Origin of the sequence: Nitratireductor soli (assembly GCF_001050155.1) — a bacterium.
In the GTDB taxonomy this organism is placed as follows: domain Bacteria; phylum Pseudomonadota; class Alphaproteobacteria; order Rhizobiales; family Rhizobiaceae; genus Nitratireductor; species Nitratireductor soli.
The window spans coordinates 62742-88984 of the sequence record NZ_LFVY01000021.1 but is presented as its reverse complement, the minus strand read 5'-3'; the positions used below and the strand labels follow the sequence as shown (position 1 = coordinate 88984).

The following is a 26243-nucleotide window of genomic DNA, read 5'->3' as shown; positions in this document are numbered from 1 at the left end:
TAGGATTTCACATAGGAGCGGAAGATGTCTGTCAGGCTAGGTGCAGTCCAAGGATAGGCGGGGCCTGTCTGTCAGGCTAGGTGCAGTCCATCCCGGCCCCAAACCCGTCCCTGCGAGCAGTAGCGCTACTTTTCCGTCTCATCCGCGAGTTCGATCTCACGCAGTCCCTTTGGATCATCCACATTGCCGAACTGCACGATGCGCGCCTTCAGATCAGCCACAAAATGATTTGTAAGGCGCGATGCTTTCTTGAAACGAGGTAGCAGCACGTTGAAGGTAAAATGGATAGGCGGCTCGAAGCGGCAAACGGCGAGGCCGGGTTGTTGCCGGTAGGCAACGCCAAGAGGTTCGACGATGCTTACGCCGACACCACGCTCTACAAGCGCACAAGCCTCGCCGGAGGAATAGACATCGTACTGGGTCTGGCGCGCCACGCCCCTGCTTTCGAACAGGGCGTCGATGATATGACGCATCCGGCTGTCGCGCATGAACGAGATGAACTGCTCGTCCCTCAGGTCCTCCGGGCTCACGACATTCTTCTCTGCAAGACGGTGACTGGCGGGCACGACGCACACGGCACGGGAATAGAAGAGTGGCTGCGTATTCAGGAGGGGGTGCTGGAACCGCAGGAATGAAAAGCCGATATCCACCTGTTGGGTCATCACAGAATGACCGACGCCGCTGGTGATGTAGAAAAGCATCCTCGTCTTGGGGTGCTGCGCGGAGAAATGCGCGATCGTATCGGCGATCAGCGTCTGGCCAACCGAGGCGGCGGTTGCGATGCGCAACTCACCGGCGCGCAGGTTGCGTAGGTCGTCGGCAAAATTCTCGACCTCCACCAGCGACGACATGATGCGCAGAACTTCCTGATGAAGAAGCTCGGCCTCGTCGGTCGGCACCAGGCGTTTCTTCTCTCGAATGAAAAGCTGTAGCTTTAAATCCATCTCGAGGCCGGCAAGGATTTTACTGACCGCCGGCTGTGTCACGCGCATCCGTTCGGCTGCGGCGGTAACGCTGCCTGTTTCCATGAACATACGAAACGCTTCGAGCTGACGGTGGGTAATTGGCATGGAAACGTCTCCCGATTATTGGGTCGCATATAACATTACTTTTGGTTATGAAGATACGCTCATATGAAACTTGTGGGCGTTCGGGCGGCGTGGTCTGTTCGGCGAAAGTGGCTTTGATGGCAGATTAAGGATCGAATTCGAAGCCATATAAGGGGAGAGGGTGCTTGAGATCGTCTGGCGAGAATATAAGCTTTGCGCTTGAAATCGAGAGCGTGCACAAGGCGTTCGGGGAGTTTCAGGCTGTCGACGGCGTCACGATCACGGTCAAGCGCGGCGAGTTCCTTTCACTTCTCGGTCCCAGCGGGTGCGGGAAGACGACGCTGCTGCGCATGATCGCCGGATTTGAGCGGCCGACTTCCGGCGAAATTCGCATCGCCGGCTTGCGGGTCAATGAACGGCCTCCCTACGCCCGCCCCATCGGGATGGTGTTCCAGAACCTCGCTCTGTTTCCGCATATTTCGGTCGGCGAGAACGTCGCCTACGGGTTGAGGGTTCGATCCGTCGAGAAAGCGGAAATCGTCCGGCGTGTGGACGAGGCCCTGCAGCTCGTCGGCCTCAAGGGGTTCGAAAGCCGCAAAATCCATGAACTCAGTGGAGGCCAGAAGCAGCGGGTCGCGCTTGCCCGGGCGCTCGTGATCAGGCCGGAGGTTCTGCTTCTGGACGAGCCGCTGAGCGCACTCGATCTCAAGCTGAGGCGGCAACTGCAGCAGGAACTCAAGCAGATCCAGAGGCGGGTTAGCACGACCTTCATTTTCGTGACTCACGACCAGGAGGAAGCATTGGCGATGTCGGACCGCATCGCGGTGATGAATGGCGGCAAGGTCGAGCAGCTGGGAGAGCCTCAGGCGATCTATGCGAGCCCCCTGACGCCGTTCGTTGCCCGGTTCGTGGGCGATACGAACTTTTTCGAGGGGAGGGTGGCTGCGGTGAGCGACGATGGCATGCAGGTTTCGATGCCGGAACTTGGCAGGGAAGTGCGACTGCGCACGCAATATTGCTTGAACGTCGGAGAGCGGGTCGGGATTTCGGTGCGACCGGAACACGTGTCAATTACGCCCGAGCCCTCCGGTCGAACGGCGCTTTGCGGCCATGTGACGGAATGCTCCTATGTCGGCGCCAACACGCGCTACGTGGTGATGCTGAAAGAGGCGGCCGCCGTCGGCGAACTCATCGTCCTGACGCCCAACATGCAGATGGGAGCGCAGCAGTTCGCGACTGGCCAGGATGTCTATGTCAGCTGGAAAGACGAGAACATGGCACTGGTCCCGCTTGCCTGAATCTTCGCGAGATGGCCGCAGATGCCGCCGCAGTATCGCGATGACGCTTAACAATGGGAGATGAAGATATGCCGCACTTTCTGAAAGCAAAATGTGTAGCCGGGGTCTCGTTCCTCGCGCTGGCTGCAGGGATCGGCCCGGCCGCGTCGGAGGAGTTGCTAATTGCAACGTGGGGCGGCGGCGTGGAAGCCGTGTGGGAAGAGGCTTTCGCGAAACCGTTCAAGGAGGAAACGGGCCTCGACGTCCGCATCGTGCCCGTGCCTACGCCGGAAGCGCAATTGCGCACGCAGGCAGGCGACCCGCAATATCACGCGGTCATGGTGACTTATCCGCAGGGCGCCAACCTGCTGAAGGACGGCATGATCGAGTTGTTCGATCTCGCCGACATACCCACCGCCGCGGAAACCAATCCCGACTATCTGATGCGCAGCGAGGATGGGAAGCTGGCGGGCGTCAGCCCGTACTTCATGTATTACGGAATCGCGGTCAACACCGACCTGGCCACGCCGGAGGAGTTCAGCTCGTGGAGCAACCTCGGCGACGAGAAGTGGCGCGATCTTCTGGCGATCACACGTCCGATCTATCTGTCGTCCTACGATCTGCCGATAATGGCCAGGGCAATGGGTGGCGACGAACGTGACCCCGAGCCGGGTCTCGACCTTCTGAAGAAGGTGGCCGCCAACACGCTCACGACCTACAGCTCGATCGCACACATGAACAATCTGCTGACGCGCGGCGAAATCGCGGCCGGACCTTATTATTCCGGCCGCGTCTGGCATCTGCGTCAGCAAGGTGCGGAAAACGTCACCATGGTCGCGCCGAAGGAAGGCGTGCTGATGATCCCGTACATGCTGGTCGTCCCGAAGGGGGCGAAACGGCTGGAGGACACGAAGAAGTTTCTAGACTTCGTGTCGAGGGCCGAACCCCAGCTTCGCGGCTCGATCCTGGGCGGCTACCTTCCGCTCAACTCCAATGCCGTCCTTCCTCCCGAGGCTGAAGAACAGATGGGCATGACGTTCAAGGAGTTGATGGAACGCGTCTACCAGCCCGACTGGCAGTACATTGCCGAACAGGAACGCGATCGCATCAACATGCTCGAACAGTTGATCGGCGCCGTCGAATAACGGCTTGCCGCGCCACGGCGACGTGGCGCGGCCGTCCATCACGACCAGAACCTTACCCAGATTGAGGAACAGTGCGACGATGTCCCCTGTTATTAATGCCGCTTTGTCTGTTGAAACATTTGTCGACGCGCTTTCCCGCATGAGCCCACAGGGTCGGCGGGATGCGCTTGAGCGGGCACAGCTTCCAAGAAACATCGGCGCTCTTCTCGATCAGGCGGCAGCGGAGGTGGGCGGGCTAGACGCGCTGAACTTCTTCGAGATCGGGGAAAAGCTGACCTACGCCGAATTGGTCGAAAAGGTCGGGCAGGCAGTCAACACCTTACTGAGCTGGGGCGTGAGGCGCGGCACGCACGTGGCCGTCATGCTTCCCAATATCCCTGAAATGCCGATCATATGGCTGGCGCTGGCCCGGATCGGGGCGGTGATGGCACCGGTCAACACCCGCTATACCGCGCGTGAGCTTCACTACGTCGTGACGGACTCCGAGGCCGAATTTCTGATCGTTCATGCCGACCACGCCGCTCTGGCGGGGCAGCTTTCCTCATTTGGCGAGGTCAAGATCCCTGCCGACAGGGTTGCCGTCGTCGGCGCGGCCGAAACCTATCGTTGCTGGAGCGAGATGGCGGGTGGCCAGTCTGCCGCCATCTCGCTCGGCTACGAGGTCGATCCGGATGATCTGATGAATATCCAGTACACATCCGGCACGACCGGCTTTCCCAAGGGCTGCATGCTTACGCATCGCTATTGGGTGATGGCAAGTTTCGTCAACGGTTTGCGTGACGGCCGCCGCTATGAGCGCGTATTCGCGTCGACCCCCTTCTTCTACCTGGATCCCCAGTGGCTAATGCTGCTCGCCTTTCACCAGCGCGCGACGCTGTTCGTGGCGAACAGGCAAAGCTCCAGCCGCTTTGCGGGCTGGCTTCGCGAGCACAAGATTCACTTCTGCCTGTTTCCCGAGATCGCCTACAAGCAGCCGCCGTCACCGCAGGACGGCGAACTGGTCGTGCGCCGCGCCAACATCTATGGCGTGCGCAAGCAGATTCATGCCGATCTTCGCCGCCGGTTCAATCTTCCCGCGATGGAGGCTTTCGGCATGACCGAGGTGGGTCCCACGCTTTATATGCCGCTTGAACATACGGAGATGATCGGCTCCGGGTCCTGCGGCATCCCCGCGCCGTTTCGCGAGTGCCGTATCGTCGACGATGAGGGTGCCGACGTTGCGCAAGGGGAAGAGGGCGAGTTGGTGGTCCGAGGCCTCGGCATCATGCAGGGCTACTACAAGAAGCCCGAGGCCAACAAGGAGAGCTTTTTCGGAGAGTGGTTCCGAACCGGCGATCTTTTCCGGCAGGATCAAAAGGGGTTCTTCTACATCGTCGGCCGCAAGAAGGACATGGTGCGGCGCGCGGGCGAAAACGTTGCTGCGAGGGAGGTGGAGGCGGTTTTGCGCGATGGGCCAGGCGTTCTCGATGCGGCCGTGGTGGGCGTTCCGGACGATCTTCGCGGTCAGGAGGTGAAAGCCTACATCGTTCCGTCTGTTCCTCAGGACAAGGCCGACGCGGTTTTAGAGGCGGCTATTGCGCATTGTGTCGCCAACCTCGCCGCATTCAAGGTGCCGCGTTACTACGAGATCGTCGAGAGCCTCCCGCGAACGCCATCGGAGAAAATTGCCAAGGGAGAACTCATCAAGGCCAAGGAAGATCTACGAACGGGTTCGTTCGATCGCGTCGACGAAGTGTGGCGCTGAAGGAGAGACGGCAATGACCAGCATATGGAGCCTGTCGGCGGGCGAGCTTGCATCACGAATTCGCGCCCGGGAGATGTCCTCCCGAGATCTCGTCGAAGCTTTTCTGATGCGGATCGAAGCGTTGGATGGCCAGGTCAACGCGTTCGCATTGCTGGACGGAAAGGGGGCGTTGAAGGCGGCCGATGCGGCCGACAAGGCTGTCGCGTCGGGAGCCGCCGTCGGATCGCTGCACGGAGTGCCTGTATCGGTAAAGGACCTTGTGGCGACGAGAGACATGGTCACGGCATTCGGCTCGCATGCGTTTGCTGACAATGTTCCCGCCGAGGATGCGGAAGCGGTGGCGCGTTTGCGGGCGGCGGGAGCCATCATTGTGGGCAAGACCACGACGCCGGAGCTCGGCCACAAGGTTCTGACAGACAGCCCCGCCTACGGCTACACGCGCAATCCCTGGGATCTGTCGAAGAGCCCCGGCGGCTCCAGCGGCGGCGCAGCCGTCAGTGTGGCCATGGGTTTTTCGCCGCTTGCCGTGTCGACAGACGGTGCGGGCTCGGGCCGCATCCCGGCATCTTGCTGCGGCATCGTCGGATTGAAGCCGACAATCGGCGCGGTACCGCACGAGACCAATTCCGATCTCTTCGGTTCGCTGACCTGCATCGGCGCGATGGCGCGCTCGGTGTCGGATACAGCCTTGCTATACTCCGTCATGCGCGGCCCCGACCCGCGTGACCCTTGGTCTCTGGCAGGCAGTGCCGGGCCCGTGCATCTGCCATCCGATCCGATCGGTGTCCTGAAGGGGCTTCGCATCCGCTATCTGCCGAGGACCGAAAACAGCTATCTCGATCCTGAGGTCGAACGGCTGTGCGCGACTATGGTGGCGCGCCTTGAAGGCGAAGGAGCCAAGATCCGGGGCGACGACCCGGTCGGAGACTGGAACCTTGCCGCCGCCTTGAAACTGATGCGGGCCTATCAGGCCGCTCGGTTCGGCCATCTGCTTGATCGATGGCGCGACAGGATGGACCCTGCTCTGGTCGAAGGGCTGGAACAGGGCCGCGCATTCAGCGGCGAGGACGTCGCCCATGCCATCGCCGATCGCACGCGGCACTACCGCCGCATGCAATCTCTTTTCGCGGATGCGGACATCCTCGTGACGCCAACGGTGTCGGTACCGTCGCTCAACATCGAACAACGCTCCAATGAGCCGCTGGTGCTCGACGGCAAGGAGATCGGCCCACTTCGCGAGACCTGGTATTGCTACACGATCCCATTCAATCCGGCCGGCAATCCGGCGATCTCGGTACCATGCGGCTTTTCCGGCGCAGGCCTGCCCATCGGTTTGCAGATTGTCGGACCCTGGCATTCCGAGCCACTGCTTTTGTCGATCGCAGCGGCGATCGAGGCGCTTTCGCCTTGGGCGGACCGTTGGCCGGCTCTCGCCATTGAAGGAAACCCGCAATGATCATCGACTACGCAAGCCGGCCGCCGGTGCCGGAGTTCACACAGTCCGCAACGGGGCATTTGCACCGATACAGGACCGTTTACGGCTCGAGCGAGAAGGCGGCACAATCCAGCCCGGGTACACTCGAGGACTATCTGTCGGCCTATGACGCGGCCGGCGCGCAGCACGTCGTCGTCAAGGCGCGCGACCTTGAATCGACCTTCGGTTGGAAGATCTCCAACGAGGACGTCGCCGCCTTCTGTCGCAAGCAGGGGGAGCGCTTCATCGGCTTTGCGGGTGTCGATCCGCACAAGGGAATCGCCGCAGTCCGAGAGCTTGAGCATGCGGTGCGCGATCTCGGACTCAGGGGCCTCAATCTACAGTGCTTCGAGCACAAGCTGGCGATCAACGACCCGCGTATGTATCCGCTATATGCCAAGTGCATCGAACTGGACATTCCGCTCAATCTCCATACGTCGATCAACTTCGCCACCTCCACACTCATGGAGTATGGCCGACCGGCGCTGCTGGATGAGGTCATGGTGCATTTTCCCGAGCTGCGCGTCTGCGCCGGGCCCCCCGGCTTCCCGTGGGTCCACGAGCTGATCGGCGTCGCCTGGCGCCATCCCAACGTGCATATCGGGCTGGTTGCCGTGCGACCCAAATATCTCAACACGCCGGGTTCGGGCTATGAGGGGCTCCTGGCCTATGGCAAATCCATCCTGCAAGACCGCATCATTTTCGGCTCGTCGTTTCCCCTGATGCCGATCGAATGGTGCATCGACGAAATCAATGCCCTGCCGCTGGACGATACCGTAAAGCGCAAATGGCTTTACGAGAACGCAAAGCGTTTCCTGCGTCTTTGAAACGGGAGTGACCTCACGGGGTCGGAGGGAGAGCGGATGTCTCTGACGGATCAGGCTTTCAAAAAGAAAATGCATGGCCCCGGACGCGAGGTATGGGGCAGGGTTCTGCTGCTCGCACCCGCTATGGTGTTGCTCGGCCTGTTCTGTGTCAGCGTGGTGCAGCTCATCGCCTCGTCCTTCATCGAAGAGGGGCGGCTCAGCCTGTCACTCTACACGGATTTCTTTTCCCGCGCGGACTACCGGGACATATTCTTAAGGACCATTCGCGTGTCGATGCTGGTAGCGGCGCTGTGCGTCCTCCTAGGATATCCGGTCGCCTACGCGATGTGGCGCTACAAGGGCAACCGCAGCCATCTGATGATCCTGATCATCCTGCCGTGGTTGGTATCGATTGTGGTCCGCACCTATGGCTGGATGGTTATCCTGGGCCCGAAAGGCCTGATCAACGAGTTTCTTGCCTGGGCTGGGCTTGTCGAACGACCGGTGCGGATGATGTTCAACACCACGGGTGTCGTCGTTGGGCTGGTTCACATACTGATTCCGTTCATGATCATCTCCATCCTGTCGGTCATGTTGCATCTTGACCGCCGGCTGGAAGAAGCGAGCGCCAGTCTGGGCGCGCGCAGCTACCACACCTTCTTCCGCGTCACCCTGCCTTTGACCGTTCCGGGGATCATCACAGGAACGATGCTCGTCTATCTCATGTCGACGGGTGCCATCGTGACGCCGGTCCTGCTCGGCGGCGTACGCGACCGGATGATGGGAACGCAGATGTATCAGGAGGTCATCCAGACTTTCAATTTCCAGAAAGCCTCGATGCTCGCCTTCCTCTTGCTGCTCGCGGGACTTGCTGTTGTGCTGCCGTTGCAGATGCTCGAACGCAAGCTGTCGCGCTTCATGGATCAAAGGGGGAGCTAGGCTATGCTGAAGCAGAGATGGGATACGATCGGCATCTGGGCGGTGCTGCTGTTCATGCCCGCGCCGATCCTTATCGTCGCTGCGGCGTCCTTCAGCCATGACGGATACATCCAGTTTCCAGCAGGTGAACTCTCCCTTCGCTGGTATGGGGAGTTCCTGACGGATGCACGCTGGTTGCGCGCTCTGCTGGTGAGCCTGGGTCTGGCCATTGCCGGCGCCGTGCTGAGCACAGCAGCGGCTTTCCTTGCAGCACTTGCCGTGACGCGCAGGCAGTCCGCCTTCACACGCTACTTCGAAGTCGCGGTCATGACGCCGCTTCTTTTTCCGCACGCGGCGCTTGGTGTCGCCATGCTGTCGCTCTTGATGATGATTGGCGGCTACGGCACTTTTGCCGGCCTTCTTCTCGTCCATTGCATCATCACATTGCCCTATGCCTACCGGCCCATTTCCGTGAGCCTGCGCAAGCTGGACAGGGAAATGGAGGAGGCGTCCATGAGCATGGGAGCACGGAACTGGTATACGTTCTGGCACGTGACCCTGCCGTTGGTGCGGCCAGGCATCATCACCGCGCTGCTGTTCAGCTTCATCCTGTCCTTCGATGAAGTGACCGTGACCATGTTCCTCGTCGGCCCGTTCATCACGACCCTGCCTGTCGAGACCTATTCCTTCATACAGGAGAGCGGGACGCCGGTGGTCGCCGCGATTTCGACGGTGCTCGTTGTGATCACGCTGCTGCTTGTCATCCTCCTCGAACGGCTGGTCGGGCTGGAATTTTTTGTCGAACCGGATCGCAAATAGCCCGAGGCACGCTGGCTTTTTAGCTGATCCTTTCCAACGAGGCAGAATCACTCACCAAACTCTGCTGCTGAATGGCAGATAGCCGTTCAGCAATCCTTGAATCCGGACGTTCTGGAACAGTGTCGGCGTGGGGCGGCCACCGCATCGGCAACGTCTTCGAGCCGACCGTGCTTTACATCAAGCCGAGAAACGCGAGCAAGCGGATCATCCGCCCTGGATCATTGCAGCGCGCGAACAAATTGATTTCATCGCCGCGCGATGAGCCGAATTGCCCCCGAGGAGAGATGCGATGAACGGTGCCGACAAGCTGTGCGATGTGCTTTTGACCAATGACGTCGACGTGTGCTTTGCCAATCCGGGCACTTCGGAGATGCATTTCGTCGCCGCTCTCGATCGAAAGCCGGAGATGCGCTGCGTGCTGGGTCTTTTCGAGGGGGGGGTGACGGGTGCTGCCGATGGCTATGCGCGCATGGCGGACAAGCCGGCGGCTACGCTTCTGCATCTGGGGCCGGGCCTCGCGAATGGACTGGCGAATCTGCACAATGCGCGCCGCGCCGACTCGCCCGTCATCAACGTGGTCGGGGATCACGCAACGTACCATCTACAATACGATGCACCGCTGACCAGCGACATCGAATGCCTTGCAAGGCCGATGTCCCAGTGGGTTGGGCGGGTTGAAACTGCGGCGGACATGCGCCGCGTGACGGAAGAGGCTTATCGCGCCGCTGTAAGCCGTCGCGGCGTATCGACGATGATCCTTCCCGCAGATGCGGCATGGGGCGACACGGAGCCCGAAGATATTAAGCCGGTCGAAGTTCCTGTTGCCGCACCGGCTTCGCCCGACCAGATCCGCGAGGCTGCGCTGGCGCTGAAACGCGGAAAACACGCTGCGATCGTTCTTGCGGGCAGGGCGCTTCGTGCGGACGCGCTGGAGATCGCTGGTAAAATCGCGGCGGCGACCGGCGCGCAGCTTTATTCGCAGCACTCCGCCAGGCACGAGCGCGGCGCGGGACGCGTGTCGATCAAGCCGGTTCCCTATCCCGTCGGCATGGCTGTTGCAGCACTTGCGGAATTTGAGGTGGCGATCTGTCTAGGCAAGGGTGCGCCTGTCGCATTCTTTGCTTATCCTGGCATGCCAAGTCTCATCTTGCCGCCCGATTGCAAGGTTATCGATCTCGGCGGGCCGGAAACCGATCTTCTCCAGACGCTAGAGCTTCTTTGTTCCGACCTGGGCGCCGGGTCGGCTAAGCCGGTACTGAACGCGTTGACACAAGATGAACTGGAAGAGCCCACCGGTGATCTGACGCCGGAAACGATCAGCCAAGCGCTCGCGCGCCGAATGCCTGAAAATGCGATCATCTGCGACGAGGCGATCACATCCGGGCGAGGTTTCGGCCAGATTTCGTCGGGCCTTCATCCGCACGATCATTTGTCGTTGACCGGCGGAGCCATCGGCATAGGCATTCCGCTGTCGATCGGCGCGGCGCTGGCGCGGCCCGACCGAAAGGTCATCCTGCTGCAGGCGGACGGGAGCGGGATGTACACGGCGCAGGGGCTGTGGACGCAGGCGCGCGAAAATCTCGACGTCGTCACCATCATCTACGCAAACCGCTCTTACGCGATCCTTCAGGGCGAGATGCGCAATGTCGGCGTGAACAAACTCGGCAAGAATGCATGCGCAATGTTGGACCTCGACCGTCCCGAGCTCAACTGGTGCCTGATGGCGCGCGGGATGGGGGTGGAGGCAGGCCGTGCTACGACGATCGAGGAATTCTCGCGACTGCTGGACGCAGCGCTCGCCAATAGGGGGCCCTTCCTGATCGAGGCGATGATCTAGAGCAGTTCCAGGAAAAGTGGGAACCGGTTTTCCGTCCGGAATTGCGTAAAAACAAAGAGATAGAGCATTTCCGTGACTCGGAGAAAAGCGGAAATACTCTAGGCGCGTTTAGCACAAGGTTGAGCGCGACCGCCGCTATTGACACAGCAGATGCTGTCTCGCCAATCCCGTGCGATGTCAACTTTTGGGTGAAGGCAAAGCTTGCCTGAACGTCCGTGATGGAAGCGTGTAGCGGGCGAACTTGTCATCCGCGCCTGTTCTGGGAAGGCGTAAGCATAGTCCCGCCGAGTTCACCCATAGTGTGGATTGCGGTAGCGGCCATGACCATAAATGGTTGATTTTATTGATAAGTGGTAGCGGAGGACCGCTACCGTCGATCCACACACCTAACGGATATACGCTACAGGCTCCGATTGTCCTCTCGGCTTCTGGCGGCGTAGTCATGCTTACCGCGCGGCGTCGCAAGCCGAAACGGAATCGCCCAATCCCAACTGAACGCTTATGACCCTTATGCACGCTTGGCCTGCAAGCAAAATGCAGGCAAGGGGCTATATTTGATACCAAGTCAATTTTTATTGACATAGTATCAAATATATGGATTCATGAGGGTGAACAGGGAGAGAGGAATGCCCGAACGAGCTTTCGAACCGCTGGCCGGTCTGCGAGGCGCCCAATGGAACGAGGATCGTCTTCCCGGGGGGCTCGTTGCGACCGTGCACACCCTGACGACCGTCGATGGGGCCAACGTGACTGGCTACCTCTACCGTCGTGGCGGGGAGAAGGCTGTTTGCTGTCTGATGCATCCGCGGGAAATCCTCGCGACGCACTACCTCGTGCCGGAGCTTCTGGATGCTGGGGCGGCTGCCTGGGTCCAGGGTTCAAGAAGCGCGGGCAATGATCTGCGTCTCGAGCACGAACTGGCGGTGCTTGATGTGGATGCGGGAACGGCGTTCCTCAAGGACCGTGGCTATGACCAAATTGTGCTGGTCGGAAATTCCGGCGGGGCCGGGCTTTATGCCTACTACACCGAACAGGCGAACTTGGCCCCTACGAGCCGAGAAACGAAGACGCCGGCCGGGCGGCCGGTGAAGTTGGCCGACGCGCCGATGGCGCGACCGGCCCTCCTGGTCTTCGTAGCGCCGCATCCGGGGCAGGGGCTGCTTCTGATGAACTCTCTCGACCCCTCCGTCACGGACGAGAACGACCCACTGTCAGTTGATCCATCACTCTTTCCATTCTCGACGGCCAACGGCTATTCACCGGACGGTGCACGCTACACGCCGGACTTCGTTGCCCGCTACCGCACCGAGCAAAGGGCGCGCGTCGAGCGGATTGACGCGGCGGCGCGCGAAATGGTCCGCGTACGCATGGCGGCGCGCAAGGCCGGCAAGGTCGGCGATGCGGATGAGATCACCCGGCTGACCGCCGGCTGGCAGCAGATTTTCGATGTGCCGCGAACCGACGCCGATCTCAGGAACTGGGACCTCACGATTGATCCGACCGACAGGAGTTTCGGCTCGCTCTGGGGTCGCGATCCGTTCAAGACGAATATGAACGGCGTCGGCTTCGGCAAGGTCTGCACGCCAGAAAGCTGGCTTTCGACATGGTCCGGGCTCACCTCGAAGGCGGGCATTCTGCGCTGCGCGCCGACTATCGATCAGCCGACTTTCGTGATCCGGTACACCGCCGACGCCTGTGTCTTCCCCAAGGAGCTGGAGGAAATCTTCGGGGCCTTCGCGACTAGCGACAAGGACCTGGCAGTGGTGCGCGGCACCCATCACGGCCAGCCCATCGCGGCGGGCGAGCCGAGCGGTCAGGAACTGGCGGGACAGGCGATCCGTGGCTGGCTCAAGGACAGGCTGTCGACCTGAGGAGGTCGAAGGGAGGAGAACATGACATTCGCACCCGGAAATCCCATCGAAGGCTTGGTCTATCCCGATCCGGCGGACTTGGAGCGCTGGCACGCCGCAGGAGCGTTGACCTCGGAAACGCTTGGTGACGGCTTCCGCGCCGCCGCCAAGATCCACCCAGACCGCAACGCCATCATCTGGCTTGAGGGCCGTATCAGTTATCGCGAGCTGGATGAGACGACCGACAAGGTCGCGGCCGGTCTCTTGGGTCTGGGGCTTTCCCCCTGCGACCGCGTACTGTTCCAGCTGACAAACACGCCAGAAACGCTGATCTCGTTCCTTGCCTGCTGGAAGGCCGGCATCATTCCGATCTGCACGCTTGCCGCCCACCGCGAGGCGGAAATCGGCTATCTCGGGTCATTCGGCGGCGCGAAAGCGCATTTCATCGAAAGCAACGCCGGCAAGTTCGACTTTCACGCCTTCGCCAAGAAGATGCAGGGCGAGGTGCCGGGGCTGGAATTGATCGTCTCGACCCGGGGGGGAGCAGGCGAGGGCGCCGTGGACCTGGCCGATCTGATGACAGGCGACCTGGAGGATGCCCGGCGCAGGTTGGACGAGGTTCCTCAGGATCCCTGGCAAGTCGCCGCCTTCCAATTGTCCGGCGGCACGACGGGTGTGCCCAAGATCATCCCGCGGATACACGCAGAGTATCTCTATAACATGCGTCAGGTCATGGCCTTCAAGGGCTGGACGGCCGAGGACCGTCTTTTCGTGCCGATGCCTTTTGCGCACAACCTCAACATGGGCTGCGGCTGGGGTCCATTCATCATGTCTGGAGGCACGGTGATCGCCACACCTCGCGTCGACCAGGATGCGATGCGCGAGGTGCACAACGCGCTGACCCCCACGGTCATGGGCGCGGCGAAGCCCATCATCATGCGGATGAAGACGGAGATCGCCGAAGGCCGGATCCCGACGGGCAATCTGCGCGAGATTTTCTCCACCGACGCCGCCGAGATCGTCACCAGGGACATGGGCGTGCCCGGTCATCACATCTTCGGAATGACCGAGGGCACGATCATGTTCACTCGCGAGGGCGACAGCGAGTTCGTGCGGTTCGAGACATGCGGAACACCGATCTCTGAACATGACCGGGTGCGGCTCCTCGGGCCTGGTAGTGAGGACGAGGTTCCGGCGGGTGAGATCGGAGAGCTGGCTGTATTCGGGCCGTACACGATCCGGGGCTACTACAACGCGCCCGAGCGCAACACCGAGACCTTCACCTCCGAGGGCTTTTATCGTTCGGGGGACCTGATGAAGTGCCACCTGATCGACGGCATGAAATTTTATTCGTTCGAGGGTCGTATTAAGGACGTCGTCGACCGCGCGGGCGAGAAGGTGAACTGCGAGGAAGTCGAGCGAGCGGTGATGGCCCATCCGGCCTTCAGCGACGTCGCCGTCGTCGGAATGCCGTCACCCACCCATGGTGAGCGCATCTGCCTCTACGCCGTAGCGCGGCCGGGTGCGACGCTGCCGGACATCAATGAACTGGGCGCGTTCCTCAAGGGCGCGGGCTTGGCGATCTTCAAGTGGCCCGAGCGGATAGAGCCCATCGACGTGCTACCGCTCACCAAGGTCGGCAAGCTCGACAAGGTCGCTCTCAGACAGCGTATCGCGGACATCCTCAAGGCCGAGGATGCTGCGGAAAACGGCTGAAACTCGCTGATCGGCAAGGAGCACTGACATGAAGATCAATATCTTGGGCGGTGGACCGTCGGGACTCTACTTCGCCTATCTGGCGCGTAAGCGGCTGGGTGACATCGAGATCAACGTTCACGAACGCAACGCGCCAGACGCGACCTTCGGTTTCGGCGTGGTTTTGGCGGGCGCGGGGCTCGCGCGGCTTCAGGCGGCAGACGGCGAGAGCTCCGAGCGACTCCAGGCAATCACCAAGGATCTTGGTAACCAGGAGATCATCCTGAACGGAAAGCCCGTCTCGATCGAGGGGCGGGCCTACGGCGGAGCGGTTGAACGCCTGACGCTTCTGAACATGCTGCAGGATCTCTGTGCTGAAGTGGGGGTGAACGTCACACATCACGACGAGATCAACGACCCCCGCGTGGTGGAAGACGCCGACCTCGTAATCGGGGCTGACGGGGCCAACTCCACGCTGAGACGCACCTACAAGGCTGAGTTCGGCACACATGGCAGTCAGCTCTCCAATGCCTTCGCCTGGTACGGTGCCGAGCGGCTGCATGACCGGCCGACGCTCAGCTTTCGCAACGCCGGCGGCGGCGCCTTCTGTGCCCATTACTATCCCTACACCGATCGGATGTGCACCTTCGTAATGGAGTGCGACCGGGCCGCATGGGACGGCTGCGGATTTGCCGATATGACTGATGACGAACGCCAGGCGTTCGTCGAAGACCTCTACCGCGAGGATCTTCAAGGCCAACCGCTGATCTCGAACAAGTCCGAATGGCGGAACTTCCAGCCGGTCTGGAACGACAACTGGTCTTTCGGCCATCGCGTGCTGATCGGCGACGCTGTTCGGCGCGCGCATTTCTCGATCGGCTCCGGCACCCGCATCGCGATGGAGGATTCGATCGCGCTGGTGAAGGCTCTCGAGGAGAGAGATGACATCGAGGCGGTGCTCGCCGCCTATGTCGCCGGGCGCAAACCCGCGGCCGATATCCTGATCGGCGCGGCGCGCGAAAGCTACACCTGGTACGAGGAGATGGGGCGGCACATGGCCGAGGCCAAATCGCCGCACGACTTCGCCTTCACCTATCTCACCCGTACCAGCCGTGTCGATGCCGCCCGTGTCGCGGCCGACTACCCGGAATTCACGGCGGCCTGCGCGGCCGAACGCGAAGGAGTGGGGCAATGACGATCCCCTACGCGTTTTTTCCACCAACCGAGGAAGTCATCTCGGACGAGCCTCTGGTGCTCAGGCGCGTTGTGCGCTGGGGCGACTGCGACCCGGCGGGTGTCGCCTACACGCCGCGTTTTCTCGACTATGTCGTCTCGGCTCACGAAGCCTTCATCAGCCTGATGCTCGGCGGGCCGATCCACACGCTGAAGGATCGGCTCAAGGTCGATTTCCCGGTGCGGGGCGTCGAGATCGATTTCCGCGATCGTCTGCCACTCGACACTCAATTCGACATGGAGGTGGGTGTCGGCGAGATTCGTACCCGTACGTTCGACCTGCACATCCGCGCCCATAAGCTGGAGGCGGAGGGCAAACGGCAGGGCCCGCTGGCGTTCACCGCACGGATATCGCCCGTGACACTCAGCCACGAGACCCGTGTCGCGGTGGCGCTTCCGGAGAGCTTCAAGAACCGCGTGGTCGCTTACGCCGCGGCACATCCCGCAAACAAGGAGGAAAACTGATGCGCGCCTATCGCGTAGGCCAGATCGTGCCCTCATCGAACATCACGATGGAAACCGAGATCCCGGCAATGCTGCGAGCACGTGAGACGATCCGACCGGAGAGGTTCACATTCCACTCGAGCCGCATGCGTATGAAGAAGGTGACACAAGAAGAACTCACCGCGATGGACCGGGATTCGCTGCGTTGTGCGCGGGAGCTCGCCGATGCTGACGTGGACGTGATGGGATATGCCTGCCTCGTCGCAATCATGAGCCAGGGTCTTGGCTATCACTGCGTGTCCAAATCCAATCTGGAGGGCGCTATCGCGGAAGAGGGCAAGGAGATCCCAGTCGTGTCTTCGGCCGGTGCTTTGGTCGACGGGTTGAAGGAACTTCGAGTCAAGCGTGTCAGCTTGCTGATGCCCTACATGAAGCCGCTGGCCGACCGTGTCACCGACTACATCGCAAGCGAGGGCTTCGAGATCCATGACAGCCTAGCGCTCGAGATCGAGGACAATCTGGCGGTCGCTGCCCGCGATCCGATGGCCCTCGTCGAGGACGTCAAACGCCTCGAGACAAAGGGGGTCGACGCGGTGGTGCTGTCTTGCTGTGTGCAGATGCCATCGCTACCGGCGCTGGCGCCCGTCGAGGCGCGCCTCGGTATCCCGGTCACCTCGGCTGCCGCGTGCACGGTCCGGGCGATGCTTACGGAAATGAACCTCGAACCGGTAGCCCCGGCGGCTGGAGCGATCCTCGCCCCAGCCTTGCAGCCGGCTGCCTAATCTCAACCAAACCGACAGCGCCGACAATGGCGCGCAAGCAATGGGAGGAACCAAAAATGAAGACCCTTGCGAAACTGCTTGCCTGCACCGCTCTCGTCTCCATCGCCAACATGGCATCGGCCGAAACCGTAGTCCGCATGCTCAAGACCTGGGACGACCGCTATCCGGGTTCGGTCGTGATTTGCGACCGCTATGCGGAGCTTCTGACCGAAGCCTCGGGTGGCGAGATCGTCGTTCAGATGTCAGGCCCCGAGACCATACCGCCGCTGGAACAGCTGGAACCCACGCAGAATGGCCTGTTTCAGGTGCTGTGCACGTATCCGGGGTTCCATACCGGCTCGGCGACTCTTCTGACCGGGCTCGAGAGCATTCGACCAGATGCGCAGGCATTCCGCGAAAGCCGCGCCATGGAGGTTGTGCGGGAGACCTACGGCGCCCTTGGTCTGCACGCGATCTCGGTGCCGTTAGGTCACGGCTACTGGATCTACCTCAACCGCGATCTCTCCGGTTCGGGAGACTTGTCGGGGATGCAGATCCGTGCGCTGCCGCCGCAGCATCCCTATATCAGCGCAATCGGAGGAACGCCGGTGGTTCTTCCGCCGGCGGAGATGTTCAGCGCACTTGAGCGCGGGGTCGTTGACGGGGCGCTGTTTCCCGCGGCGGGAGCGACCGGCTACGGTTTCACCGAGGTGACCGACCGCTATTTTGATACCCGGGTGTCGTCGCCGCACGTCATTCTGGCCAACCAGACGTTTTGGGACGGCCTGCCCGGGGACGTCCGCAAGGTCTTCATTGACCAGGCAGAGGTGTTGGAAAACGAAATGCCCGGCACCTACGATCGGCTAAATGAGGAAGAGCATGAGCGGATGGCGGAAGCTGGGATGGAGCGCCTGACCCTGTCAGACGAAGTTGCAGCGCGCCTGTCTCACGCCATCGTCGAAGGCTCCTGGAGCTTTGCTGCCAGTCGCGACGCCGACGCCGCTGGGCGCCTGCGCAACATCGTCGAAGGTGCGGGCCTACTGCTCGAATAGACCAGTGCGGCATCCGCCGGGCCGTGATTCGTCCGGCCGGCGGTCTGGAAGGGAGGAGAAGCAGTGGTCTCTGTTATGGGAAAGATTCACGATCGTTCCAGTGAAGTTGGCCTCTGGCTGGGTATTGCGGCGCTGGCCGCCATCGCGTCCCTGTCCTTCATCGCCACTATGTCGCGGTATTTTCTGGCCGCGCCGATCGGCTGGGTGCCGGACTGGGCTGGCTATCTGCTGGCCGCATCGGTTTTTGTCACTACGCCAGCAGTGACCCGGCGCGGCCAGCACGTTGCCATGGACATCCTGATCTCCTACTTCACGGCGCCCGCGGTCCGGCGGCTTCTCGGGGGCGGTTCATTGCTCCTGACACTGGCGATCCTCGCAGTCATGAGTTGGATCGTCTGGCAATCGCTCGCCACGGCCTTCAAAGCCGGTACGCTGACTGCGGCCGGATATCCGATTCCACGCTGGTGGCTTCTCGCGTTCATCTTCTACGGGTTCGCATCCTCGGGCCTGCACGTCCTGCGAATGCTATTCGAAGTCCTGGGCGGAAAGAACGTCGACCAAGCCGTTCCCCACGCCGAGGCGGAGGGATTTTGATCATGCCGATCTATGCCGGTGGCGTCCTCCTCTTCGCGCTGTTTCTTCTTGGGGTACCCGTCTTTGCGGCCTTTTTCGGCTTCAACATCTTCGCGGCGCTGACGCTCATGGGGCCGCAGATGCTGTCGATTTTTTCGGCCTCTATCCTCGATACTGTCACCACTTCCGAACTCGTTACGGTACCGCTGTTCATCCTACTCGGTGAACTCCTGTTCCGCTCCGGCTGCATTACCATCCTGTTCGACGCCGTGGATGACATCGTTGGCCGGGTCCGCGGGCGGCAATACGTCATCGTGGTGCTCATCTCGGTGCTGCTTGGCGCACTCTCTGGCTCCGCCATCGCTGTCGCGGCAATGCTCGGGCGCACGGTCATGGCTGAGGGGGTCGAGCGAGGCGGCGACAAGCATCTTCTGTCGGGGCTTGTCCTCGGCGGTGCCTGTCTCGCCCCGATCATTCCACCGAGCTTCCTCGTGGTCCTGATCGGCATGCTCTCGGGAACTTCGATCTCGGCTTTGCTGGCGGCTGGCGTGTTGCCCGGTATCGTGGCTGGCGTGCTGTTCTTCTTCTACATCCAAGTGCTGCTCTGGCGCGATCCGTCGCGCGACATTACGCGCGGTAACGACAGGCCGCGCGGTCCGGTGTGGAAGGCGGTACTGTCGCTCCTGCCGTTCTCCATCGTGATCTTCGCTGTACTCGGCTTGATCCTGCTCGGCGTCGCCACGCCCAACGAATCGGCGGCCTGTGGCGTGTTCGGTGCACTCGCGGTCGCGGCGATCTACCGTAAGCTCTCCGCGTCGATGCTGGTCGAAGCGCTCAAGGGCTCGATCCTGATGTCCTCGATGATCCTGCTGATCATGGCGGCCTCGAAGATCCTCACGCAGCTCATGGCATTTTCCGGTCTGACGAACGATCTCGTCGCGGTCTTCACCGCGCTTGATCTGCCGGCGGTCGCGGTCCTCGTACTCCTGATGCTCATCCCCTTCGTGCTTTGCATGTTCCTCGACCAGATCGCGCTCATGCTGATCCTGATCCCGATTTACAAACCGCTCTTGGTCACTTTCGGTTTCGACCCGCTGGTGTTCTGGACCCTGTTCCTTCTGAACCTGACGCTTGGGGCGATCACACCGCCGTTTGGCTATGCACTCTTCGCGCTTAGCGCATCCAGCCCGCGCGCGGTTGGTCTGAGGGACATCTATGCCGCCTCCTGGCCATTTATCGGACTGATCGTTCTGACGCTTGTTCTGGTATGGGCGTTTCCGCCACTCGCCACCTGGCTGCCGTCGCGGTTATGACCGACGCAGTCGAGCGAAGCGGTCAAGAAGCGCCTTGAGACCCAGTTCGAAAGCGTCATCAGCACGGACCCGTGCGAAGGCGCGCAATCCGAATTCCAGCCCGGGCATCTCGCCGGATTGGTAGGCGTTGGCCTTCTCTATGAGAAAATTCTCATGGGCAGCAGGTTCCAGCCGGGTATTCGCCGATGTAGCGGTCGCCAGGCAGTGTAATGCGAGCACATGATAGAAAATGGCGGTAGTTTCCGCATCGAAGCCTGCATCCTGGAGCATGGAAAAGGTCTGGTCGAGGTAGCGCGCACCATAGTCCGTCTCGCCATCACGAACCTTCTGGAACACCCGGAACCGCGCATGGCGCTGAATGTGCTCGGCCGCGCCGACATGGCTGCGTTCGCAGTTCATCAGTATGCGCGCGAATTGCGTCACGCGGTCTCGCCATCCAAGGTCGCCTGGTATTCCGTCGAGCTTGGCCAGAAGCTCCTTGTAGAAGCGGTTCAGGATGGCGGAGGCGAGATCGTCCTTGGTGCCAATGTGATAATGTAGCGCACCGGGCTTCACACCGAGTTCGCGGGCCATCTGCACGAAAGAAACATTGTCGATCGATTGGGTCCGGGCCTGATCGTATGCCAGATCCACGATCATCTGGCGGTTGACCAGGCCTTCGCCTGCGTCGCCATTGGACCGGGGGCGCCCACGGCCTCGTTTCGTTTCCCGAGCTACGTTCATATGCATTTTATTGCCATACTCACAATTTCCTTGGCAACCTGATTTAATTGAGATACTATCAATAATAATTGATGAGATCCGCTCGCTAAGGGAGACACAGGAATGCCGGAAAAACTGGGAACCCGGGAAGACGCGTCGTCCGCGAAGAGTTTCAACGATGCGATGGGGGTCGGCACCGGTGAGTTGACGGGGACCCGACACGCTTCCGAGGACGGCGTGCAGCTTGTCCTTCGCGGGGTCGATCACACCGCGCGACCGACATGGAAGCTCAACGAGACGGTGGAGTTTTATCGCGATATCCTTGGCCTGCCGCTTGTTCATGCGATCAGTGCGCGGGGCTGGGGGCCTCCGGGACATCACGACTTCCTCCATTTCTTCTTCGATGCGGGAAAGGGCGCGACGATCGCATTCTTCTACTACATCGGAAGCGAGCGGCCCGAGAGATACGCGCCCGAGGAACACCATTTCTATTTCGCGACCCACACTGCCTGGGCCGTGGATACGGAAGAAGAGCTCATCCAGTGGAAGGAAACGCTCGAGAACCGTGGCATCAAGGTTTCACCCTATACGAAACACGAGATCCTCGAATCGATCTACTTCACCGATCCCAATGGTTATCCCGTCGAGATTACGCGGCGGCTCAGGGAGACGGAACTGATCGATGAGGTAGACGCGAAACTGACGATCCAGGCCGCGCTGGAAATCGAGACCGAATCCCGGGAGGCCGGTCAGCTGATGCCCGATATCGACACTGTTTGGCGTCGCAAGGCCAAGCTGGTCGACGCCTACAAGGAGAGCGCCTCATGATCGAGGTTCATGTCATCGACGTGCCCGAGTTTCGGCCGATGGTCGAAACCCAACGCGACAATCCCGAGGTCACGATCTCGGGTCCGGTCAAGGGCTACTGGACAATCCAGGCCCCGACCCAACTCACCTTCTCCCGGAAGGCGATGAAGATGAAACCGGCTGTCTGGTACGGCATCTTCACCGGTGGGCTCAACGGCGAGATCGCCGAATGGGGCCGGGATGAAGTGCGCGTCATTGGCACGAACCGTCCGCTCTGAAAGGGGGACGATCAGGTACAGTAAGAGAGGAGAGGAAGATGTTTGCGAAGCTCGCAAAGCATGACGGCCTGATGGCCGCCATGTCGCGGCGAGCGGGCTTCGATCTGGGCGAAGCTCTCCTGAACGGTCGCCTAAACCCAGCAGAGTACCGTGGAACGGTGGTGCGTTGTGTCCGACGTCAGCGCCTGACAAATATGCCTTCGGCCTGCCGCATGACAGTGAATTGATACGCCCGCTGTCGGTTGAAATCATCGGCCAGCATGAAAGCGGCCGACTTGCGGAAATCAGGGCCCGCTATTCCGGCAACGAATAAATCGGCTTTGCGGGCGCTCCGGCTCGTTGCCACAAGCAGCGCCTGCCGAAGCGGATACGCGATTCCTTAATGATCGTATTATTTTTCGCGCTTCATCAGCGCCGGCACATAACGGGCCAATGTCTGGAACTCTATAGCTTCAGACCTGATCACGCTTCCTTTTCCATGACCGTGCCATGGTATTTTCTTGCATGATTTCATGCAGAAAATTTTATCTTGCAAGTTTGAAAAGCAAGATGTAGGAATGCTTGGAGCAGGAAAGCGAAAAATGATTTCCGAACGCATAAAATCGTCAGCGAAGAAGTTGACGTCAGCGGAACAAAAGCTGGTTCGGGAACTGCTGGCGCGTCCCCGCGAGGCAGCGCTGGGCACCGCTGGCGATTTGGCCAGAAGTGTCGGGGTGCATGAGGCGACGGCGTCCAGGCTTGCAAAGAAGCTCGGCTTTGAAAGTTACGCTCTTTTCCGGGATATGCTGCGTCAGGAATTCATCGTCAAGACCGACCCGGCCGGCTGGGTCCGCAATACGCTGGCAACCATGCGCGGCCCTTCGATCCTGCGGGAGCTTATCGAGCAGGAAGCAACGGCGCTGACCCGGCTTTCCGGTTTTGTAACCGATGAGGCGCTTTCGACTGCGGCTGCGGCTCTTACCAGGGCGCGGAAGGTTTTTATCTTCGCCCACGGAAATGCCGAGGCGCTGGTCGTTCTTGCCGACAAGCGCTTTCGGCGCATGGGGCTGGATACGGTTGTGCTGTGCGGAGATGGACGCGATCTGGCGGAGCGTCTGGCTGGCCTCGAACGGGAAGATATCGTCCTTGCATTTACCAACCGGCGTGCGCCCCGCCATTGGGCCGCACTGGCGGATTGCGCGCGGGCAACAGGCACACCAACGATTGTCGTTGCCGATGCGGTGGGGCCGTCGCTTGTTCCTGCGCCGGACCATTTGCTGTTTGCTCCGCGTGGGGGCAGTGGAGACGCATTCCAGTCCCTCAATATTCCGATGACCATTATGAATGCTCTGATTCTCCAGATCGCCCAGCTGAATGAGCCGCGGTCGCTGGATCGTCTTGAGCGGGTCGGGAAGCTGATGTCGGTTCTCGACGGTTCATAACCGGGAGGATTTTTTTTACCCTGATTTTGCAGGTAAAATTGCGGATTTCAGGAAATTGCAAGTCTGCATGCACAAGTGTGATAGGTAAATCCACAGGGAGGAAATCATGAAGCGTATTTTCTGGGGCGGCCTTGCCTTGCTGTCGGCGGTCTTTCTTCCACAACTCGCAACGGCGGAGCCCGATCTCGACCATATGTCGGTCGAAGAACTTCTGCCTCTCGCGCAAAAGGAAGGCAAAGTGACGGTCTATTCCTTCACCAGCCGCATCGCGCGCGTAGAAAAGGAATTCGAGAAAACCTATCCCGGCGTCGACATGGTTCCCAGCGACATGGGCTCGACCGAGCAGATTGCGCGGCTGAAGACAGAGGCCGCCGCAGGTATTTCCAATGCAGATGTCATTTACCTGTCGGACACGCCCGTCGTGCTGACGGAATTGCTGGAGAAGGGGCTTATCCGGAATTACCTGCCACCGCGTATCGAGAACCGGATGCCTGCGGAATTCAAGGCGCCGCTGCTTTCTCCGCGCCTGTCCACCAAGGTGCTGATGTATAGTGAGGAAGCTTATCCCGACGGATCGCCGATCCGGAACCTCTGGCAGATGACGACGGATGAATGGCGCGGACGGGTTGTCATCGTGGACCCCCTGCAGAAGGGCGACTATCTGGACCTGATGACGGAATTCGTCCTTCGTGGTGACGAGATGGCCAAAGCCTACGAGGCGCAGTTCGGAAAGCCGATTGAGCTGGATGAAGACGTGGACAATGTCGGCACGCAGTTCATCATCGATCTTTTCGAGAACGACGTCATTATCGTGGGTTCGTCTGACGACGTCAGCGCGGCGATCGGCCGCAAGGGGCAGACTGCGCCGCCAGTCGGCTTCACCACCTATTCGGACATGCGTGACAATGAGCGTGAAGGTTGGGCGCTTCAGATTGCCAACAATGTCCAGCCTTCCAATGGCATCATATTTCCCGCCGTGCTTGCCATTACCGCAAAAACGACCCACCCGGCCGCGGCAAGACTGGTCATCGATTTTCTCATGGGTGATGATTCCAGCGATGGCGGTCCCAGCTATGCCCCTTTCTACGTGCCGGGGGACTATGCCGCGCGAACCGACATTGAAAGCCATCCGGCTGCCGTGCCCCTCAAAGACCTGACGGCATGGCGGGTGGATCCGGCCGCCACCGCAAAGCTGCGCCAGAACATTGGCGATCTCATCCTTCAGCTTCAGTAGCCCTGCTTCCGGTGTCCCGGCCCGGCCGGGATGCCGGAGCTGAACACGAAAACAGGTTTCTGCTCATGACCAGCCATACATTGTGGCCGCGCGGGCTGGCGCTCGCGGGTAGGCCCGGCATTGCGATTAAACTGGCAGCGCTTGGCATTGTTACGCTTCTGGTGGCATTGCCTCTGCTCAAGATTCTCGCATTCACCTTCTCGGACGAGGCAACGGGCACCTGGCATGACGTGCTTTTCTCGCGCCTCTCCTACAACCTCTTCTGGGGCCCTCTCCGGAACACGATGCTGCTGGGTTTTGCGACCGCAGCGGGTTGCGTGATCGTCGGCGGCTTCCTGGCATGGCTCGTAGCCATGACGGACATCCCGTTTCGCCGCACAATTGGCCTGATGGCCACGCTGCCGTTCATGATCCCGAGCTTCGCCACGGCCCTGGCTTGGGGATCGCTGTTTCGGAATTCCCGCGTTGGCGGGCATGTAGGCTTCATAGAAGGACTTGGCTTCGCGGTTCCCGACTGGCTGGCGTGGGGGATGGCGCCGACTCTTATTGTGCTGATTGCGCACTATTATTCGCTTGCTTTTACGGTGATCGTAGCCGCGCTGGCCACCGTCAATTCCGATCTTGTGGAGGCGGCGCAACTTGGAGGGGCACGGCGCAGCCGAATTCTCGCCGGCATCGTTTTGCCGGTGGTTTTGCCTGCCGTCGTCGCTGCGGGTTCCCTGACATTCGCCAGCGCCGTTTCCAATTTCGCGGTTCCGGCATTGCTTGGTCTGCCCGTGCGTATGCAGACGCTGGCTACCCGTTTGTTTGGAATGATCGGTATCGGTCAGACGGCACGCGGATACGTTCTGGCGATACTGCTGATCCTCGTCTCCGCCGTTTTTCTGTGGCTCGGCAACCGGATGATCTCCGGTAGGCGATCATACGCAACGATGACCGGGAAAGGGGGCAGGTCCAAACGATTCCAGCTTGGCGCCTCGAGATATCCCCTGTTTGCCGTTGCCTTCGTGATCTGTTTTCTGACGACAATAGTTCCTGTCGTGATCCTGTTTGCGTCGTCGCTTGCGCCTTCGTCCTCTGCGTTGTTTTCCGGCTGGAACCTTCATTATTGGATCGGGCGTTCGAATGCCGATATCGCTCAGGGGCAGCCAGGCATCTGGCACAATCCCGGCATCCTTTCTGCGACGGCGATCACTGTCGGACTGGGGGTTGCCGTGGCGATCACCACAACCGCTGTCGGTCTGCTGGTTGCTTTCGTGCTGGCAAGGTATCGGGACAGCATTATTGCTGCCGCCATCAACCAGCTTACCCTTGTGCCATTGCTGGTGCCGGGAATTGCTTTCGGTGCGGCCTATATCGCCCTGTTCGGAGCGGGGTTCGGTCCCGTTCCGGCGCTCTATGGAACCTTCGTTCTGCTGGTGATCGCCGCCACGGCCTATCTGCTGCCGTTTTCCGTTCAGACCGGACGCGCGGTCATCCAGCAGGTTTCAGGCGAACTTGACGAGAGCGCTCGCATGACCGGAGCCGGGACATTACGCAGGCTTGCTGCCATCACGATGCCGCTGGCAGCAAGAGGTCTCGCAAGCGGCGCTCTGATCGTGTTCGTGAAGATCATACGCGATCTGTCGCTTGTGGTGCTGTTGTTCACGCCGGCGATGCCGCTCCTTTCGGTGCTTGCCTATCGCTACGCCTCTGAAGGTTTCCCGCAATTCGCGAATGCGATCACCGTCGTCGTGCTCGTTATCTCGATCGCGGCGACCCTTCTTGCAAATCGTCTCCAGTCGAAGTCGCAACCCTGGCTGAAGGATTGA

General features: G+C 60.5%; 24 protein-coding genes. 22 read left to right on the top strand and 2 right to left on the bottom strand.

Translation table 11 applies throughout. From position 1 onward, the window contains the following. Window positions 1-125: 125 nt before the first annotated feature. Complete coding sequence (locus tag AB843_RS22265; protein WP_082143961.1) at window positions 126-1070, bottom strand: LysR substrate-binding domain-containing protein; 945 nt, start codon at window positions 1068-1070, stop codon at window positions 126-128. A gap of 164 nt (window positions 1071-1234) precedes the next feature. On the opposite strand from AB843_RS22265, the gene AB843_RS22260 reads away from it, so the two are divergent. The 16 genes from AB843_RS22260 (at window position 1235) to AB843_RS22185 (ending at window position 19990) form a co-directional block, all read left to right on the top strand. After that, a complete protein-coding gene (locus AB843_RS22260) occupies window positions 1235-2347 on the top strand; it encodes an ABC transporter ATP-binding protein (protein ID WP_053086179.1) in 1113 nt (370 codons plus the stop codon). A 68-nt stretch (window positions 2348-2415) separates the two neighbouring features. Then, window positions 2416-3471 carry an extracellular solute-binding protein gene (locus AB843_RS22255; protein WP_048649112.1) on the top strand — a complete coding sequence of 352 codons (1056 nt, stop codon included), beginning with the start codon at window positions 2416-2418 and terminating at the stop codon, window positions 3469-3471. 79 nt (window positions 3472-3550) lie between these two features. Next, window positions 3551-5215, top strand: coding sequence for a class I adenylate-forming enzyme family protein (locus AB843_RS22250; protein WP_048649099.1), 1665 nt, complete (start codon window positions 3551-3553; stop codon window positions 5213-5215). A 13-nt stretch (window positions 5216-5228) separates the two neighbouring features. Continuing rightward, window positions 5229-6671 carry an amidase family protein gene (locus AB843_RS26235; RefSeq protein ID WP_082143960.1) on the top strand — a complete coding sequence of 481 codons (1443 nt, stop codon included), beginning with the start codon at window positions 5229-5231 and terminating at the stop codon, window positions 6669-6671. Next, window positions 6668-7516 carry an amidohydrolase family protein gene (locus AB843_RS22240; protein ID WP_048649097.1) on the top strand — a complete coding sequence of 283 codons (849 nt, stop codon included), beginning with the start codon at window positions 6668-6670 and terminating at the stop codon, window positions 7514-7516. Before AB843_RS26235 ends, AB843_RS22240 begins: the two co-directional genes overlap by 4 nt. A gap of 36 nt (window positions 7517-7552) precedes the next feature. Further along, complete coding sequence (locus AB843_RS22235) at window positions 7553-8434, top strand: ABC transporter permease (protein WP_082143959.1); 882 nt, start codon at window positions 7553-7555, stop codon at window positions 8432-8434. A 3-nt stretch (window positions 8435-8437) separates the two neighbouring features. Then, the gene (locus tag AB843_RS22230) at window positions 8438-9232 is read left to right on the top strand and encodes an ABC transporter permease (RefSeq protein WP_048649095.1); all 795 of its coding nucleotides are present in this window, start codon (window positions 8438-8440) and stop codon (window positions 9230-9232) included. A 289-nt stretch (window positions 9233-9521) separates the two neighbouring features. Continuing rightward, window positions 9522-11069, top strand: coding sequence for an acetolactate synthase large subunit (locus AB843_RS22225; RefSeq protein WP_048649094.1), 1548 nt, complete (start codon window positions 9522-9524; stop codon window positions 11067-11069). Between the two features lie 626 nt (window positions 11070-11695). Next, window positions 11696-12940, top strand: coding sequence for an alpha/beta fold hydrolase (locus AB843_RS22220; protein WP_048649093.1), 1245 nt, complete (start codon window positions 11696-11698; stop codon window positions 12938-12940). A 21-nt stretch (window positions 12941-12961) separates the two neighbouring features. Next, the gene (locus tag AB843_RS22215; RefSeq protein WP_048649092.1) at window positions 12962-14635 is read left to right on the top strand and encodes an AMP-binding protein; all 1674 of its coding nucleotides are present in this window, start codon (window positions 12962-12964) and stop codon (window positions 14633-14635) included. Window positions 14636-14663: 28 nt separating this feature from the next. Continuing rightward, the gene (locus AB843_RS22210) at window positions 14664-15809 is read left to right on the top strand and encodes an FAD-dependent monooxygenase (RefSeq protein ID WP_048649091.1); all 1146 of its coding nucleotides are present in this window, start codon (window positions 14664-14666) and stop codon (window positions 15807-15809) included. Continuing rightward, a complete protein-coding gene (locus AB843_RS22205) occupies window positions 15806-16312 on the top strand; it encodes an acyl-CoA thioesterase (protein WP_048649090.1) in 507 nt (168 codons plus the stop codon). Before AB843_RS22210 ends, AB843_RS22205 begins: the two co-directional genes overlap by 4 nt. Further along, window positions 16309-17073, top strand: coding sequence for a maleate cis-trans isomerase family protein (locus AB843_RS22200; RefSeq protein WP_082143958.1), 765 nt, complete (start codon window positions 16309-16311; stop codon window positions 17071-17073). Before AB843_RS22205 ends, AB843_RS22200 begins: the two co-directional genes overlap by 4 nt. A 56-nt stretch (window positions 17074-17129) precedes the next feature. Beyond that, complete coding sequence (locus tag AB843_RS22195) at window positions 17130-18104, top strand: TRAP transporter substrate-binding protein (protein WP_157384585.1); 975 nt, start codon at window positions 17130-17132, stop codon at window positions 18102-18104. Between the two features lie 75 nt (window positions 18105-18179). Then, window positions 18180-18698, top strand: coding sequence for a TRAP transporter small permease (locus tag AB843_RS22190; RefSeq protein WP_048649087.1), 519 nt, complete (start codon window positions 18180-18182; stop codon window positions 18696-18698). Window positions 18699-18700: 2 nt separating this feature from the next. Beyond that, complete coding sequence (locus AB843_RS22185) at window positions 18701-19990, top strand: TRAP transporter large permease (RefSeq protein ID WP_048649086.1); 1290 nt, start codon at window positions 18701-18703, stop codon at window positions 19988-19990. On the opposite strand, the gene AB843_RS22180 is transcribed toward AB843_RS22185, so the two are convergent. Further along, complete coding sequence (locus AB843_RS22180; RefSeq protein WP_048649085.1) at window positions 19985-20629, bottom strand: TetR/AcrR family transcriptional regulator; 645 nt, start codon at window positions 20627-20629, stop codon at window positions 19985-19987. The genes AB843_RS22185 and AB843_RS22180 overlap by 6 nt on opposite strands. 186 nt (window positions 20630-20815) lie before the next feature. Between AB843_RS22180 and AB843_RS22175 the strand changes: the two genes are divergently transcribed. The 6 genes from AB843_RS22175 (at window position 20816) to AB843_RS22160 (ending at window position 26243) form a co-directional block, all read left to right on the top strand. Further along, the gene (locus AB843_RS22175) at window positions 20816-21520 is read left to right on the top strand and encodes a VOC family protein (protein ID WP_082143956.1); all 705 of its coding nucleotides are present in this window, start codon (window positions 20816-20818) and stop codon (window positions 21518-21520) included. Continuing rightward, complete coding sequence (locus AB843_RS26010) at window positions 21517-21777, top strand: hypothetical protein (protein ID WP_082143955.1); 261 nt, start codon at window positions 21517-21519, stop codon at window positions 21775-21777. Before AB843_RS22175 ends, AB843_RS26010 begins: the two co-directional genes overlap by 4 nt. A gap of 38 nt (window positions 21778-21815) precedes the next feature. Next, entirely contained in the window at window positions 21816-22004 is a 189-nt protein-coding gene (locus AB843_RS25765) for a DUF6455 family protein (protein ID WP_157384584.1), read from the top strand. A 273-nt stretch (window positions 22005-22277) separates the two neighbouring features. Beyond that, window positions 22278-23198, top strand: coding sequence for a MurR/RpiR family transcriptional regulator (locus tag AB843_RS22170; protein ID WP_244468058.1), 921 nt, complete (start codon window positions 22278-22280; stop codon window positions 23196-23198). A gap of 106 nt (window positions 23199-23304) precedes the next feature. Beyond that, a complete protein-coding gene (locus tag AB843_RS22165) occupies window positions 23305-24432 on the top strand; it encodes an ABC transporter substrate-binding protein (RefSeq protein WP_053086178.1) in 1128 nt (375 codons plus the stop codon). Between the two features lie 65 nt (window positions 24433-24497). Beyond that, a complete protein-coding gene (locus tag AB843_RS22160; RefSeq protein ID WP_048649083.1) occupies window positions 24498-26243 on the top strand; it encodes an ABC transporter permease in 1746 nt (581 codons plus the stop codon).

Coding starts and splice junctions, on each gene's coding strand:
- AB843_RS22265 (WP_082143961.1), bottom strand. CDS start 1,070: ATGCCAATTACCCACCGTCAGCTCGAAGCGTTTCGTATGTTCATGGAA.
- AB843_RS22255 (WP_048649112.1), top strand. CDS start 2,416: ATGCCGCACTTTCTGAAAGCAAAATGTGTAGCCGGGGTCTCGTTCCTC.
- AB843_RS22250 (WP_048649099.1), top strand. CDS start 3,551: ATGTCCCCTGTTATTAATGCCGCTTTGTCTGTTGAAACATTTGTCGAC.
- AB843_RS26235 (WP_082143960.1), top strand. CDS start 5,229: ATGACCAGCATATGGAGCCTGTCGGCGGGCGAGCTTGCATCACGAATT.
- AB843_RS22240 (WP_048649097.1), top strand. CDS start 6,668: ATGATCATCGACTACGCAAGCCGGCCGCCGGTGCCGGAGTTCACACAG.
- AB843_RS22235 (WP_082143959.1), top strand. CDS start 7,553: ATGTCTCTGACGGATCAGGCTTTCAAAAAGAAAATGCATGGCCCCGGA.
- AB843_RS22230 (WP_048649095.1), top strand. CDS start 8,438: ATGCTGAAGCAGAGATGGGATACGATCGGCATCTGGGCGGTGCTGCTG.
- AB843_RS22225 (WP_048649094.1), top strand. CDS start 9,522: ATGAACGGTGCCGACAAGCTGTGCGATGTGCTTTTGACCAATGACGTC.
- AB843_RS22220 (WP_048649093.1), top strand. CDS start 11,696: ATGCCCGAACGAGCTTTCGAACCGCTGGCCGGTCTGCGAGGCGCCCAA.
- AB843_RS22215 (WP_048649092.1), top strand. CDS start 12,962: ATGACATTCGCACCCGGAAATCCCATCGAAGGCTTGGTCTATCCCGAT.
- AB843_RS22210 (WP_048649091.1), top strand. CDS start 14,664: ATGAAGATCAATATCTTGGGCGGTGGACCGTCGGGACTCTACTTCGCC.
- AB843_RS22205 (WP_048649090.1), top strand. CDS start 15,806: ATGACGATCCCCTACGCGTTTTTTCCACCAACCGAGGAAGTCATCTCG.
- AB843_RS22195 (WP_157384585.1), top strand. CDS start 17,130: ATGAAGACCCTTGCGAAACTGCTTGCCTGCACCGCTCTCGTCTCCATC.
- AB843_RS22190 (WP_048649087.1), top strand. CDS start 18,180: ATGGGAAAGATTCACGATCGTTCCAGTGAAGTTGGCCTCTGGCTGGGT.
- AB843_RS22185 (WP_048649086.1), top strand. CDS start 18,701: ATGCCGATCTATGCCGGTGGCGTCCTCCTCTTCGCGCTGTTTCTTCTT.
- AB843_RS22180 (WP_048649085.1), bottom strand. CDS start 20,629: ATGATCGTGGATCTGGCATACGATCAGGCCCGGACCCAATCGATCGAC.
- AB843_RS22175 (WP_082143956.1), top strand. CDS start 20,816: ATGCCGGAAAAACTGGGAACCCGGGAAGACGCGTCGTCCGCGAAGAGT.
- AB843_RS26010 (WP_082143955.1), top strand. CDS start 21,517: ATGATCGAGGTTCATGTCATCGACGTGCCCGAGTTTCGGCCGATGGTC.
- AB843_RS25765 (WP_157384584.1), top strand. CDS start 21,816: ATGTTTGCGAAGCTCGCAAAGCATGACGGCCTGATGGCCGCCATGTCG.
- AB843_RS22165 (WP_053086178.1), top strand. CDS start 23,305: ATGAAGCGTATTTTCTGGGGCGGCCTTGCCTTGCTGTCGGCGGTCTTT.
- AB843_RS22160 (WP_048649083.1), top strand. CDS start 24,498: ATGACCAGCCATACATTGTGGCCGCGCGGGCTGGCGCTCGCGGGTAGG.